10 protein-coding genes are annotated in these 13,927 nt (G+C 50.6%); 7 read left to right on the top strand and 3 right to left on the bottom strand.

Annotated elements, in window-relative coordinates; genetic code table 11:
* The first annotated feature begins 32 nt into the window (after nucleotides 1–32).
* The 7 genes from DUE52_RS01295 to porN all read left to right on the top strand — a co-directional run bounded on the left by DUE52_RS01295 (nucleotide 33) and on the right by porN (nucleotide 8,327).
* Nucleotides 33–1,193, top strand: a complete 1,161-nt coding sequence (locus DUE52_RS01295; RefSeq protein ID WP_229312024.1) for a DUF4271 domain-containing protein — start codon at nucleotides 33–35, stop codon at nucleotides 1,191–1,193.
* Nucleotides 1,194–1,232: 39 nt separating this feature from the next.
* A complete protein-coding gene (locus DUE52_RS01290) occupies nucleotides 1,233–2,018 on the top strand; it encodes a uroporphyrinogen-III synthase (RefSeq protein ID WP_114404121.1) in 786 nt (261 codons plus the stop codon).
* Between the two features lie 244 nt (nucleotides 2,019–2,262).
* Nucleotides 2,263–3,231, top strand: coding sequence for a PorP/SprF family type IX secretion system membrane protein (locus DUE52_RS01285; RefSeq protein ID WP_114404120.1), 969 nt, complete (start codon nucleotides 2,263–2,265; stop codon nucleotides 3,229–3,231).
* Nucleotides 3,232–3,497: 266 nt separating this feature from the next.
* On the top strand, nucleotides 3,498–4,577 hold the full coding sequence (porK, locus tag DUE52_RS01280) for a T9SS ring complex lipoprotein PorK/GldK (RefSeq protein ID WP_114404119.1): 1,080 nt from the start codon (nucleotides 3,498–3,500) through the stop codon (nucleotides 4,575–4,577).
* Nucleotides 4,578–4,666: 89 nt separating this feature from the next.
* On the top strand, nucleotides 4,667–5,494 hold the full coding sequence (gene porL, locus DUE52_RS01275) for a type IX secretion system motor protein PorL/GldL (protein WP_114404118.1): 828 nt from the start codon (nucleotides 4,667–4,669) through the stop codon (nucleotides 5,492–5,494).
* Nucleotides 5,495–5,610: 116 nt separating this feature from the next.
* Complete coding sequence (gene porM / locus DUE52_RS01270) at nucleotides 5,611–7,206, top strand: type IX secretion system motor protein PorM/GldM (RefSeq protein ID WP_114404117.1); 1,596 nt, start codon at nucleotides 5,611–5,613, stop codon at nucleotides 7,204–7,206.
* A 62-nt stretch (nucleotides 7,207–7,268) separates the two neighbouring features.
* On the top strand, nucleotides 7,269–8,327 hold the full coding sequence (porN, locus tag DUE52_RS01265; RefSeq protein WP_114404116.1) for a type IX secretion system ring subunit PorN/GldN: 1,059 nt from the start codon (nucleotides 7,269–7,271) through the stop codon (nucleotides 8,325–8,327).
* Nucleotides 8,328–8,420: 93 nt separating this feature from the next.
* On the opposite strand, the gene uvrC is transcribed toward porN, so the two are convergent.
* The 3 genes from uvrC to DUE52_RS01250 form a co-directional block, all read right to left on the bottom strand.
* Entirely contained in the window at nucleotides 8,421–10,232 is a 1,812-nt protein-coding gene (uvrC, locus tag DUE52_RS01260; RefSeq protein WP_114404115.1) for an excinuclease ABC subunit UvrC, read from the bottom strand.
* A gap of 78 nt (nucleotides 10,233–10,310) precedes the next feature.
* Nucleotides 10,311–11,438 carry a glycerate kinase gene (locus DUE52_RS01255; protein WP_114404114.1) on the bottom strand — a complete coding sequence of 376 codons (1,128 nt, stop codon included), beginning with the start codon at nucleotides 11,436–11,438 and terminating at the stop codon, nucleotides 10,311–10,313.
* 96 nt (nucleotides 11,439–11,534) lie between these two features.
* Nucleotides 11,535–13,886: a penicillin-binding protein 1A gene (locus tag DUE52_RS01250; RefSeq protein WP_114404113.1), complete on the bottom strand. Its 2,352-nt coding sequence runs from the start codon at nucleotides 13,884–13,886 to the stop codon at nucleotides 11,535–11,537.
* Nucleotides 13,887–13,927: the final 41 nt, after the last annotated feature.

Here is a 13,927-nt window from a genome sequence, read left to right as displayed (position 1 = left end):
ATTCTTAACTCTTAACTCATTATTCCTGACTCGTGCGGATCCGTTTTATTTTGTCCACCCTGGCCCTCGTTCTGTGGGCGTTGGGAAGTATTGCACAGGGAGTCGGGCCGAATCAACAGTTTTTTCCCGTCCACGACTTCCGCAACGACTGGTTGGTCTATGATCAGTCCTACAAATCCTACGTGCCTTTCATCGACGAACAGCACGCCCTGGTTTCCTCCGTTAGTTTTTTTCTGGATATTGAAAGCAACCGCCGGTACAGTCTGCTGATTTCGACCCGGCAGGACGGTTATCTCTTCATCGACGCGGCTCTTAAACACAAACTGGTGGCTAATGACTGGCTGGTGTTGAACCTGGACAGTTTGTACCGCGCTTACCGCAAACCGGAACTGTTTCTGACGCTCCACGGTAGTCCCGGTGTCGAAGACAAGCTGGTGTTTATCGGCCATCAGAAATCGGCCACCCAGAAAGATGTGGTCGTGACCGACACCCGGCTCAGTATTCTGCCCCGCCGGTTGTCGATGTACACCAATTTTTTCACGCTCTGCCTGCTATTCATTGTGGCCGTCAATGCGTATTTGTTCAATTTTCACCACCGGGCTTTCCTGCGGTTTTTCAATCTGGCTGATTTGCTGTCGGTAACGGTTCGGGATGAATTGTTTCTGGTCAACCGACCGCTGAGCCGAACGAATCTTCTTTTTTTGATGAATCTGGGGTTTATCACGGCGTATTTATACCTGATTATTCAGAGCAAAAACATCGATCTCTTTCTGTCGCGCGCCCTGTTGCTGCGGGGGCAGGGGCTGCTGGATCTGACCCTTACGTTTTTTGAATTGAGTTTTCTGGCCTTTTTTCTGTTGCTGGCAAAATATCTTTTTATCGTGACCATTGGGGGCTTATACCGGCTGGAAGAGGTAGTGAATTTGCACTTCTTCAAGGTCATGCAGTCTTCCCTGATTTTTTTTACAGGCGGCACCATTTGCGTAGCTACGATTGCCGCCAACACCTCCGCCACCAACACCTGGCCCAGCCTCTGGCTGATTGTTCCCTTTGTCGGCTTCTATGTCATTCGGCTGGCCCTGTTATATGTTGTCATTGCAAACAAAGCCGTTATCAAAAATCTGTATTTATTTTCGTACCTTTGCATCGTTGAATTGATCCCGCTAACCATTGGGGTACGGTTCGCACTGTAGCCAGTGGGCAAGCTTTAAACACAAAACGCGAGGTATTCGATGAGTGAGATTTCTGCTAAGTACGACCAGGAAAGGCTGACCAAAGTAGCCAGTATTTTAGTTACCCAAGCCCGACCTGCCGACGCTAATTCGCCCTATTTTGAAATCGCAGGGAAATACAACCTGCAAATTGATTTTCGTCCGTTTATTCAGATTCAGGGCGTTTCCTACAAAGACTTTCGCAAGCAGAAAATCAATATCCTCGACCATACGGCCATCATTTTTACGAGCCGTAACGCCGTCGATCACTTCTTCCGAATCTGTCAGGAAGCGAAACTGGAAATGCCGGCCGATATGAAGTATTTCTGCGTGACGGAGCAAACCGCCAACTATCTGCAGAAGTACATCGTGATTCGGAAACGGAAAATTTTTACCGGCAATAAAACCGCTGCCGATCTGTTCGACCTGATCCGGAAACACAAGAATGAGAAGTTTCTGTTTCCGTGTTCCAACATCCGGGGCAACGATATTCCGGATTTTATGGACACCAGCGGTTTGCACCTGGCCGAAGCCGTGATGTATGAAACCGTTCCGGCCGATCTTTCGGATCTGGACATTCATTCGTTCGATATCATTGCGTTTTTCAGCCCGTCCGGCGTCAATTCGCTGCTGCATAATTTCCCCGATTTTACGCAAAATGGCATCCGGATGGCGGCTTTTGGGCCCACTACGGCGCGAGCCGTTACAGAGGCCGGTTTTATTCTGGACATTGAAGCTCCGCTGCCCAATGCCCCGTCGATGGCGGGTGCCCTGGAACTGTATATGAAGAAGGCCAACAGCCACTAAATGGCAACGATTCTGCGTGATGATTGCGCTGTCCGAATGAGCTACAACCGTGATTTTTTTTGAATCCGGTAAGTCATTCAGACCGCGCAATCGGAGTTTAATGGAGTCTCTTTTTTTATACCAATATTTTTGGAAAATCTCCGTTTAATAGGTAACATGCGCTTAAGCAGGTTTGGCAACTGATCGGGCGGTTGATCCGTTCGGCCGCTTTCTGAAATTAGTCTGGTGATTGTTCTGATAGTATATGAATCGTAAGTTTTACGTTGTCCTGCTTGGTTTAGCCTGTTTCATGATGGCATTGGGCGTTCAGGCTCAGGATCAGGATCCGCAGTTTAGCTTGTACATGTTCAATCCGGTCTACTACAATCCAGCCGCAGTCGGTTCGGAAGGGGTGACCCGGTTTCAGTTGGTACACCGGACGCAATACCTGGGTTATCAGGGCACTTTTGACGAAGGAGGAGCTCCCAGTACCCAATTGTTCTCGTTCAATATGCCCCTGAATAAAATCCGGGGAGGGATCGGTTTAAACGCGGTGAACGAAACATTTGGTCCACAGGGATTTCAGAAGGTTCAGGTCGCCTACGCTTTTCGGGTACCCCTGAAAAAAGGAACACTTTCGTTTGGGGCAGAGGGTGGTATTCACAACCGGTCGATCAATTATGACCGGTTTCGGCCCAACGATCCCGGCGATCCGCTGATTCAGAACGGACGCGTCAACCAGACACAGCCGGATCTGGGCGCGGGAGTTTATTACAATGCCGACACCTATTATATTGGTGCCAGCATGAAACACCTGACCCAGCCCGATTTTAAACTAGGCAACGACACGGGCCTCAACCCACTTTACCGGACTGCTTACCTGACGGCGGGGTATCGGTATGCGTGGAATGAACTCATCGACATCATGCCATCAGCCATTTACAAATTCAACACCAACGCAACGTATTCGTCGATCGAAGTCAGCGCATTGGCCATGTACGACAAGCGACACTGGGTCGGTTTTGGCTACCGCCAGGGCGATGCTTTCACTGCAACGGCCGGCCTTAGTTTACTCCGGAATAATGCCCTGCGCTTCGGGTATGCGTTCGATTTTGTGGTGAGCAACCGCGATGCGAAAAGCCCGACGTCGCACGAAATACTCTTGTCTTATTCACTTCCCGAACCCCGCTCAGGCCGTAAACCGATCATCAGAACGCCCCGATTCCGCTATTGAGAGAACAACTACACAAACTGACGTCGTTTCATTACTCCGTTGCCATTTCTACGATTGGCGTAATTATTGTTAGGCTGTTAAAGGCCAAAGTGATAATTTTGAGAAAATTAGTAGGCTACGTGATGGAACTGATCGCAGGTTAGTTTGTACTTTTTTTGAATAATAGATGCATTTAATCAATTCAAATGTACGTATACAATAAAATGCTTTATTTTCGTTCTAAGACTGGTTTGCACGCGAAACAGATTTTAACGTACCCTACAACTATGAGTAACAAGTGGTTTACCGGCAACGCAGCCCGAGGGGTGATGGTGGTGGCAACGATTCTGCTGATGCAGGGTTGCGGGTTTATCAAATCAAAATTTGGTGGTGGAAAAGGCAAGGGCGAGGATGTCGGCGTTGTCAATGGAGAAGTCACTGCCAATGGACGAAAAGGCTGGAAACAAACCACTCCTTATGGTATGGTGCTGGTTCCGTCGGGTTCGTTTATGATGGGACAGGCCGATGAAGATTTAGCAGCAACCCAGACGAACATGAACCGGCGGGTAACGATCAGTTCATTCTATATGGATGATACGGAAATTACCAACCACGAATACCGTCAGTTTGTCAATGCCTTGCTGACCGATTCGGTTTCGGTGCTGGGCGAAGAAGAAATCATGACGAAATTCTACCCGGATACGACCGTTTGGAAAAACGACTTCACCTATCACAACGGGGACCCCATGCTGGAGTACTATTTTTCACACCCGGCATTCGACACCTATCCGGTGGTTGGGGTAAGCTGGCAGGCAGCCCAGTATTTCTGCACCTGGCGCACGAACCTGTACAACGATTACCGCACGAAAGAAGGCCAGTTTGTTTCTCCCCGGTATCGTCTGCCTTCCGAAGCAGAATGGGAATGGGCGGCCCGTGGTGGTCACAACTCCGCTAAGTATCCCTGGGGTGGGCCGTATGTCGCCAACGGAAAAGGCTGTTATCTGGCCAACTTTAAACCGCAACGCGGGAATTTCGACGCCGACGGTTATCCGTACACCGCTCCGGCCAACGCTTACAATCCGAACGATTACGGTCTCTACAACATGGCCGGCAACGTGGCCGAGTGGACCCGCGATGCCTACGCCGAAAACGCATCGGCCATTGTTTGGGATATGAACCCGGACAACCAGAACGCCGACGAGCCCCGGAAAGTGGTGCGGGGTGGCTCCTGGAAAGATATCGCGTATTATCTGGAAACAGGAACGCGGTATTATGAACTCGAAAACAACAAACGGTCGTACATCGGCTTCCGGTGTGTGATGGACAACCTGCAGGGAAGAACCGCTTCCCGGGGAGCCCGCCGTTAATCCGGTTCGTTTTCGGAATGGAATAGACTCAACCCCTGATTTAATAACTATACACAACACATAATACCCATTTAATTTTTGCTTTAATCATGGCTAAAAAGAACGGTAACGGTTCGAGTGTTTTCTTTGACAAAATCCTTCCGACAATGTATAGTCTGGGTGCTGCCGTCGTTATTCTCGGCGCACTGGGTAAAATTCAGCACTGGGAGGGTGGAGGCACCATCTTGACCATTGGTCTGCTGACCGAAGTGGCGATCTTCGTTTTGTTTGCTTTTCAAACCTTCGCTCAAAAAACGCAGAAAGAGCCGGATTGGGAGCGGGTTTATCCCGAATTATCCGACGATTACGATGGTGAATTGCCCCAACGTCGCCCGGCTTTGCAAAGCAACGGTTTGACCGCCAATATGGATAAAATGCTGGCTGATGCGAAAGTGTCGCCGGAGATTTTTGAAAAACTGGGAACGGGTTTGCGCAGCTTTACGGATACAGTTGGCAAAATGCGTGACGTTTCGGATGCCACCATTGCCACCAACGAATACACCCAGAATGTTCGGCAGGCGGCTAGTTCTATCAATGAAATGAACAAATCGTATGGTGTCGCGGTCACTTCGATGAACGCGATGGCCGATGCAACGCAGGATGCCAAAGAATACCGTACGCAATTCCAGAAAATCACCCAGAGTATGGGCGCTCTGAACGCCGTGTATGAACTGGAATTACAGGATACCAACAAGCACCTGAAAGCCATGAATGCGTTTTATGGCAATCTGACCAGCGCGATGGAAAACATGTCGGAAGCCAGCCGTGACACGCAGCAGTTCAAAAGCGAAATGTCAAAATTGACCAACAACCTGTCGTCACTCAACAACGTATACGGCAGTATGTTGACGGCCATGCGCGGAAATGGTGCTAAATAATCGTTGAAAGTAAGAAAGTTGGTATTTAACGACTTACAATCGTATCGTTAAATACCAACTATAGACTTTAAGCGACACTTTTTTATCTACATTACAAGTTACTCTACCATAAACTAATGGCAGGCGCAAAAGAAACACCCCGTCAGAAAATGATCGGGATGATGTATCTGGTATTGACCGCGATGCTGGCCTTACAAGTCAGTTCGGCTTTACTGGAGAAATTTATCTTATTGAATAGCAGTCTGGAAACGTCGACGGGTTCTGCAAACCGCATCAACCAATCCACGTTAGACAATATCAAGGCCACCGTTGATAAATCAGGAAACCGGGCCGCCGATGTGGCTGTTGTTAAACAGGCGGAAGAAGTTCGAACCATGACCTCCAAAATCGTGGATGAACTGGAAGCCGTGAAACAGCAGTTGATCACGGAAGCGGGGGGCGGACTCGATGAGGAAGGCCGACTGAAAAACCCGAATGAAGAAGACAAAGTTGGGATTATCATGGTGGGTGGCCGCAAAAACGGGAAAGCCTATGAACTGAAAGAAAAGCTGAACCAGTTTACCCAGCAACTTCAGAAATACAATCCCAACGCCAAATTTACATCGCTGGCGGCTGATGCCAAAGATGATCCAATCGCCAGTCGTTCCAAAGAACAACGCAACAAGGATTTTGCTGAACTGAACTTTGAGCAAACACCGGTTCCGGCGGCTTTGGCCGTGTTGAGTCAGCGTCAGTCGGACATCCGGCGGATGGAAGGCGAAATCCTGGACTATCTGGCGAGCAAAGTGGGCGCGCAGGACATCAAGTTTGACAAGATTCTGGCCCGGGTCAGCATGGAGTCAAAAGTGGTTGTGGCTGGCACCAAGTTCAAGGGTGAAATGTTCCTGGCAGCTTCGTCGAGCGGAATTTCTCCCCGCATGAGCCTGAATGGTGGTGCGGTTCGGGTGGAAGACGGTGTTGGTAAAATTGAGTTTACGGCGCAGGGCGGCACTTACGATAAAAGTGGGCTGGCCAAACGTTCCCTGGTTGGTTCGATCAGTTATCAGGCACCGGACGGCATGAAAACCGTTAACTTCAATCAGGAATACTTTGTCGCCAAACCGTCTTACGAAATAGAAACGGCTTCCATGCCTCCGCTGTATCTGGGTTGTGCCAACAAATTGAGCATTCAGAGTCCGCAGTTGGGTGCCTTGTGGAACCCAACGTTTACGGCCAATGGCGCAGCGGTTTTAACCAGCAGTGAACGGGGTAAAATTACGGTTATTCCAAGTTCGGCTCAGGTAAGCCTGAACGTTAACAACGGCGGTAGCCTGTTGGGGACCAATCAGTTCAAGGTAAACCGGGTGCCTCGCCCGACCTTACGGGTATATGCCGGTGGGGCCGAAATCGATGAGCGCCGGGGGATGCCGGTATCCAGTGTACGGAGTATTCAGGTTCGGGCGATTCCGGATGAAAGCTTTAAAAACTTTATGCCGGACGATGCGAATTTCCGGGTAAAAGGCTTCACGGTTCGTTTGGCGCAGGGCGGCCGCCCCATTGGGGCTCCGGTTTCGTTAGGGCCAAACGGGGGGTCGGTTGGAGCTTTGGCGGCTGATGCCCAACCAGGGATGCGGTATGTCATCGAGGTTGAAGGGGTCGAACGCCGGAACTTCCGGGGAGAGATTAGTGATGTTCCCGTCATTCAGAAGGTATATCAAATTAATTTGAATTAGTCAGTACGATAGCTGACAATCAGTTCGTTATTGTGAAGAATAAACGCAAAAAGCACAAGGTCATGAAACAGGCGGGAAGCGTAGCAGTAGCTGCTGTATTGGCAGTAATGGCAGGAGGGGTGGCACAGGCGCAGGAAAGAGACAATACGAAAACCAATCCATTGTCGGTTCGGGAGATCAACGAAAATGATGTCATGATGAAGAAAACATTATGGCGTCGCGTCGATCTGAACGAAAAGCAGAATCAGGCCATGTTTTCCAAGAACAATCAGATTACCAAATATCTGATTGATGCCGTGAAAGCCGGGGTTCTGGTTGCTTATCCCAATGATTCTGTCAATACGCCGATGCCGGTAGAAAAATTCGCCGAAAAACTGGCCGCACCCGAACAGGGCGCTACCCTGACGGCTGAAGAAAGAGCCGCCGGTTTTGGCAATGAAGACAAGGCAACCGATGGCTGGGGCGATGCTGCTAAGGATAAAAATACGGCAGCTAAAAAGCCGGCGGATGATGGCTGGGGAACACCTGCCCCGCAAACCGCCAAGGCTAAACCGGTAGACGATGGCTGGGGAACCCCCGCTCCCAAGAAAAAGACAACGGCTAAAAATACCAAAGGTAAAAAGCCTGTAAAACCCGCTCCGGTAGTTCCGGAAGTGCCAAAAGTGGATTCAAGCGCGATGGCAAAGGCGAATCCGTTTACAGGTATCGAACGGCTGAGTGACGAATATAGTGTTCTGGATATCAAGGAAGATTGGGTTTTCGATCGCAAACGCTCCCGCTTGTATTACGACATTCAAACCGTCGGCATTGTGATTCCGGCCGATAAAAGTCCATCGGGTCTGGAAACGCAGGTGGCCTATTTTAAATACAAAGATTTGGACAAACTGTTCCGCAGTGATCCGAAGAAGTTCATCTGGTATAACTCACAGAATCAGGCCCAGCACAAGAACCTGGCTGATGCCTTCGATCTGCGGTTGTTCTACGGACGGATTTATAAAGTGTCGAACCCAAAAGACCGTGACCTGATCGGTCAGTACGGTAGCGAACGGGAAGGCTTGCTGAAATCATATCAACTCGAACAGCAGTTGATGGAACAGGAACACGGTTTGTGGGAATATTAATCCCAATCCAGTCATAACAAAAAAGGGAGCCTAAGCTCCCTTTTTTGTTATGACTAAAAGTCAGCGTTCCGTCTTTATTCTCTTGTCTACTGATCACACCTGATCGATCGTTTCGAAGTATTGCTTGACTTTCTGCGCTTTGTCGGCTCCCACGACGGTTACAATGTCATCGATCGGTGCTTCCCGGATCTTTTTCACGCCTTTGAAATATTTCAGGAGTTTAGCTGCCGTTTTTTTGCCAATGCCTTCGATGTTTTCCAGTTCACTGATCAAACTGTTTCGGCTGCGTTTGTCGCGGTGGTAGGTGATGGCAAACCGGTGCGCTTCGTCGCGAATGCGCTGAATCAGCTTCAACGACTCGGACTTTTTATCGATATACAGCGGAAGGCTATCTTCCGGGAAGTAAATCTCTTCCAATCGTTTGGCAATGCCGATAATCGGTACCTGACCATACAGATTCAACTCCTTCAGTGCTTCACAGGCGGCACTTAACTGGCCTTTACCACCGTCAATCACAATCAGATCAGGCAGACCGCTTTGCTCGTCCAGCACGCGGATATACCGCCGGGAAACCACCTCGTGCATCGACGCAAAGTCGTTGGGGCCGACAACGGTTTTGATCGAAAAATGACGGTAATTCTTGGGTGACGGTTTTCCATCGATGAAACAAACCATCGCCGAAACCGGGTTGGTTCCCTGAATGTTGGAGTTATCGAAACATTCGATGCGGTTGGGTAAGGTCTTGAGCTGCAAATCCTGCTTTAGCCGAATCAGCACCCGGTCTTTTTTGCTGGCATTTCCGGTGGCTTCGGCGGCTGCACGCTCGGCCCGTTCACGTCGGAAATACAACACGTTCTTCATCGACATGTCGAGCAGCTTCTTCTTATCCCCAATCTGCGGTACGGTAATTTCGGCTTTCAGATCGGCCTCCAGCGGAATGTTGGTGATAATCTCCTTAGCCTCGCTGCCGTATTGCGTCCGAAATTCGACAATCAGCATGGTCAGCAGATCCATATCGGATTCGTCCAGTTTCTTTTTGACCTCCACCGTATTCGTCTGGGTGATGGTCCCGTTCACCACCTTCATGAAATTGATGTAAGCCGCCGACTCATCCGAGGCAATCGTATACACATCCGCATCCGAAATCTTGGGGTTGACAACCGTCGATTTGCTTTGGAAATTTTGCAGGACATTCAGCTTTTCCTTGAATTGCTGGGCCTGCTCAAATGCCAGTTGATTGGCCGATTCCAACATGCGTTCTTTGAAATACTGCTGGGCCGGTGCCACATTCCCCTTCAAAATGGAATGGATTTGATCGATGTCTTTCAGGTAGTCGGCCTCGCTAACCAGCCCTTCGCAGGGGCCTTTGCAATTCCCGATGTGGTATTCCAGACACACCTTGAATTTTTTGGCTTCGATGTTTTCCGGTGTCAGATTAAGGTTACAGGTCCGGAGCGTAAACAACTGGCTGAACATCTCCAGCAGGGTATACATGGGTCGGAGTTGGGCGTAAGGGCCATAAAACGTGCCCATCTTACGGTCGATGCGACGAGTGGTGATCACACGCGGAAACCGCTCGTTGGTGACGCAGATGAACGGATAGGTTTTATCATCGCGCAGTAGAATGTTATACCGGGGCTGAAACCGCTTGATCAACTGGTTTTCCAGCAACAGCGCGTCAAATTCCGTATGGACAATGGTGAATTCGATCTTGCGAATCTGGCTAACCAGTCTGAGGGTCTTGCGGTCGTGTTGGTTGGATTTGGCAAAATAGCTACTGACCCGGTTTTTCAGATCCTTGGCTTTGCCGACATAAATGACTTCTCCTGACGCATCAAAATACCGGTATACGCCCGGTTCGTGCGGAACCTTCGCCAGTTCTGGTTTATAATCGAATTCGGCCATTTTTTGGGATGGGAACGCGGATGTAACGGATTAAACGGATTTTCACGGATAGAATCAGTTTTAATCTGTCTGATCCGTTTAATCCGTGTTCCTATTTAACAAACGAAGAACATTAAAAGTTGTCTGCCTGACGGCGTCGTAGGCACCGGATAACGCTTCGTCGAGCGATTGGGGATGGGTCAAAACTGAGAAGGCGGCTGTTAGTCCTAAGGCCTTCAACTCCTGCGGTTTGGCTTCCAGCGTTCCGCAGAGGGCAACGGTCGGCACGGCAAACTTTTTGGCTTCCTGCGCAATGCCGTTGATGAGTTTACCCTGCAAAGTCTGGTTGTCGATCTTGCCTTCGCCGGTCAGCACCAGATCCGTACCCGGCAGATTTTCCGCGAAGCGGGTTTGCTCCATGACCACTTTTACCCCCTCTTTCAGCGTAGCCTTCAGAAAAAACAGCGCACCGGCACCCAGTCCACCAGCCGCCCCGGCTCCCGGTATATCGGCTAAATCGACGCCAAACTGGTCCTGAATCCGATGCGCCAGATGCCGTAAGCCCTGATCCAGTTTCGCAACATCGTCAGCCGAAGCGCCTTTTTGGGGGCCATACACATAAGCCGCCCCGGTAGGGCCAAAAAGCGGATTGGTCACATCACAGGCAACTTCTACGGAAAGATTCAGGGGCAAAACCGGTGGAACGAGCTGGGCAATCTGCTCCAGATTCCTACCGTAGGGAGTAACGGGTTCACCCTGATCATCCAGGAACTGCCACCCCAAAGCCGCTGCCATACCGATACCGGCATCGTTGGTAGCACTGCCGCCGATGCCCAGCACCAGGTGCGTAACACCCCGGCTAATGGCATCCAGAATGAGTTGACCGGTGCCGAATGTGCTTGCTTTCAGCGGATTCAGCTCATTTCGGTGGAGCAGCCGCAGGCCCGAAGCCTGGGACATTTCAATAAAAGCCGTCTGCTGGTCGGAGGAAATACCGTAGGAAGCCTGAATGGGTCGGTCGAACGGATCGAGAGCCGAAACCGTAATCCATTGCCCGCCGGTGGCCTGTGTCAGCACTTCGGCGGTTCCTTCTCCGCCGTCGGCCATCGGCAAGGCCACGATTTCGGCGTCGGGATGAGCGAGCCGAATGCCTTCCGTCATGGCGTCACAAACCTGCCGGGCAGTCAGTGAGCCTTTGAATTTATCAGGAGCCAGCAGGATTTTCATGAATAGATAAAAGAGGCTAGAGGTGAGACAAGAGACTAAAGTAGTAGTGGATTGAGTAGTCTCTTGTCTTTTATCTCACCTCTTTTGTCTCACACGTTAATTCAAAATTTCTTCTTCTTCCGACTCAACGACTTTGGGCGCAATGTACCGCTGGCTGGAGTCGATGGCATAACCGCCACAATCCAGCGACAGGTTGAAACCGTCGGGTTTTCGGAACGGAACTTTTGGATAAGAACGTCGCAACGTGGGATCTGCGTAGACCTTCTGCATGTACATGCCCCAGGCCGGCATGGCCACCCGCGCGCCTTGTCCCAGTGCCATATCGCGAAAGTGAATGCTGCGGTCGTCGCCACCCACCCACAAGCCCGACACCAGATTCTGCGTCATGCCCATAAACCAGCCATCGGAATAGCTGGAAGTCGTCCCGGTTTTGGCCGCAATTTCGTTACCGCCTTCCAGCAGTTTATACTGGGTTCGGAGCCGTTGTGAGGTTCCATCGGGATCTTCCACCGCACCGCGCATCAGGTACAGCATCTGGTAAGCCGTATTGGCGTTGATGACCAGTTTATTTTCGGCAAAAAAGCTCTTCAACAAATTACCGTTTTTGTCGCGGATCTCCAGAACCGTCAACGGTTTCACCCGGTAACCGGCATTGGCGAAGGTGCAATAGGCCGCCACCATTTCGTAGACCGACACGTCGCTTGTTCCCAGACACAGGGTTGGGTTTTCGGTCAGTTTGCTTTCAATACCGAGTTTGTGGGCATATTCGACCACTGATGCCGATTTGGCCTGCTTGATCAGGTACGCGCTGACCGAGTTTACCGAACGACCTAGCGCCTGTCGGAGCGACAGTTGCTGATAGCTCCACTTGCCGTTAGAATTATGCGGTACCCAAGCGCGGGGACCGTTGTTGTCTTCCTGCGGTTCAAACCGAACGGGCTGATCGGTTACGCGGTCGCAGGGTGTCAGGAAGTTTTTGTCGATGGCCGTCAGGTAGACAAACGGCTTGAAGGTCGAACCCGGCTGCCGTTTGGCCTGTTTAACGTGGTCGAATTTGAAATATTTGAAGTTGATCCCGCCCACCCAGGCTTTCACGTGGCCGTTGCGCGGGTCCATCGACATGAAACCAACATTCAGAAACCGCTTGTAGTATTTGATCGAATCGAGCGGACTCATCACGGTGTCTTTCTCGTTCCGCCGACCGCCATACACGAATACCTTCATCTTCACCGGTTTCCGCATTTCGGCCCAGATTGCCTTCTCGTCGTCGCCGTATTCGCGTTTCAGCGCAATATACCGGGGCGTTCGTTTGGCTACCTGCTCAATGAAACCCGGTATTTCGCGGTATTTACCGCCGATTTTCTGGGTCCAAGGATTCCGGCCCCGCCAGTGTTCGTAGAACTTCCGCTGCTGTTCGCGCATGTGTTCGTAAACCGATTCTTCGGCGGCTTTTTGCAAGCGGGAGTCGATGGTCGTCCGGATTTTCAGACCGCTGGTTTCCAGATCCAGTTCATCGTCCGGGTGGGCTTCGTTGTATTCATCCAGCCACTTCTGAATATCGCTTTTGATAACGGAACGGAAATAAGCCGCCCGGCCGGTATTCTGGTTTTCGATGTTAAAATCGAGCTTGATCGGTTTCTGTTTGTAGAGCGCAAACTGGTCGTCGGACAGAAAACCGTATTTCCGCATCTGAAACAGCACCACATTACGCCGTAAGAGCGAACGGTCTTCATACAGCCGGGGGTTGAACCGCGACGGATTCTGGAGCATCCCGACCAGCATGGCTGCTTCCTCGACGTTCAGTTGCCAGGGTTCCTTGTTAAAATACGTCTTGGCGGCTGTTTTGATCCCAAACGTGTTGTTCCCAAACGATACCGTGTTCAGGTACATCATCAGGATTTCCTGTTTGGTATAGTTACGTTCGAGACGTACCGCCAGAATCCACTCCTTGGTTTTGTCGATGATGACCCGCACGTAGGGAATGCTGCCGAAGACGCCCCGGAATTTTTCAGTCCGGGTTTCAAACAGGTTTTTGGCCACCTGCTGGGTGAGCGTACTGCCCCCGCCCGAACTGCTCCGGCCCGTCAGAACGCCGTTGACCGCCCGGAAAATACTGCGGGCGTCGATTCCGGAATGCTTCACAAACCGCGCATCTTCCGTTGCCAGTAGGGCCGAAATGACGTTGGGCGAAACCTGGGAAATCTCAATGGGCGTCCGGTTTTCGAGGTAATATTTGCTGAGCAGAACCCCGTCTTCGGTATAAATTTCCGAAGCCAGGTAACTCTGCGGGTTTTCGAGTGCTTTCAGACTGGGCATTCCGCCAAACAACCACAGAAAATTGAAACTAACCGCAACGATATACAGAATGAGCAGGACAACGCCGGCCAGGGTCAATTTCCAGAGTCTTGCAATCAGGCGTCGATACAAACCCGGTTGTAACTCAAACATAGGGGAATCAGGGATTAAACTTGATACTGGGATACACTTCC

It is taken from the genome of Larkinella punicea (genome assembly GCF_003334855.1).
In the GTDB taxonomy this organism is placed as follows: Bacteria; Bacteroidota; Bacteroidia; order Cytophagales; family Spirosomataceae; genus Larkinella; species Larkinella punicea.
Note: the sequence above shows the minus strand (reverse complement) of the source record. Positions and strands in the feature narration are given on the sequence as shown.

What these genes read in the sequence shown, in the direction of transcription:
- porL (WP_114404118.1), top strand. Translation starts at nt 4,667, where the DNA reads ATGGCTAAAAAGAACGGTAACGGTTCGAGTGTTTTCTTTGACAAAATC.
- DUE52_RS01255 (WP_114404114.1), bottom strand. Translation starts at nt 11,438, where the DNA reads ATGAAAATCCTGCTGGCTCCTGATAAATTCAAAGGCTCACTGACTGCC.
- porM (WP_114404117.1), top strand. Translation starts at nt 5,611, where the DNA reads ATGGCAGGCGCAAAAGAAACACCCCGTCAGAAAATGATCGGGATGATG.
- DUE52_RS01290 (WP_114404121.1), top strand. Translation starts at nt 1,233, where the DNA reads ATGAGTGAGATTTCTGCTAAGTACGACCAGGAAAGGCTGACCAAAGTA.
- uvrC (WP_114404115.1), bottom strand. Translation starts at nt 10,232, where the DNA reads ATGGCCGAATTCGATTATAAACCAGAACTGGCGAAGGTTCCGCACGAA.
- porN (WP_114404116.1), top strand. Translation starts at nt 7,269, where the DNA reads ATGAAACAGGCGGGAAGCGTAGCAGTAGCTGCTGTATTGGCAGTAATG.
- DUE52_RS01285 (WP_114404120.1), top strand. Translation starts at nt 2,263, where the DNA reads ATGAATCGTAAGTTTTACGTTGTCCTGCTTGGTTTAGCCTGTTTCATG.
- porK (WP_114404119.1), top strand. Translation starts at nt 3,498, where the DNA reads ATGAGTAACAAGTGGTTTACCGGCAACGCAGCCCGAGGGGTGATGGTG.
- DUE52_RS01250 (WP_114404113.1), bottom strand. Translation starts at nt 13,886, where the DNA reads ATGTTTGAGTTACAACCGGGTTTGTATCGACGCCTGATTGCAAGACTC.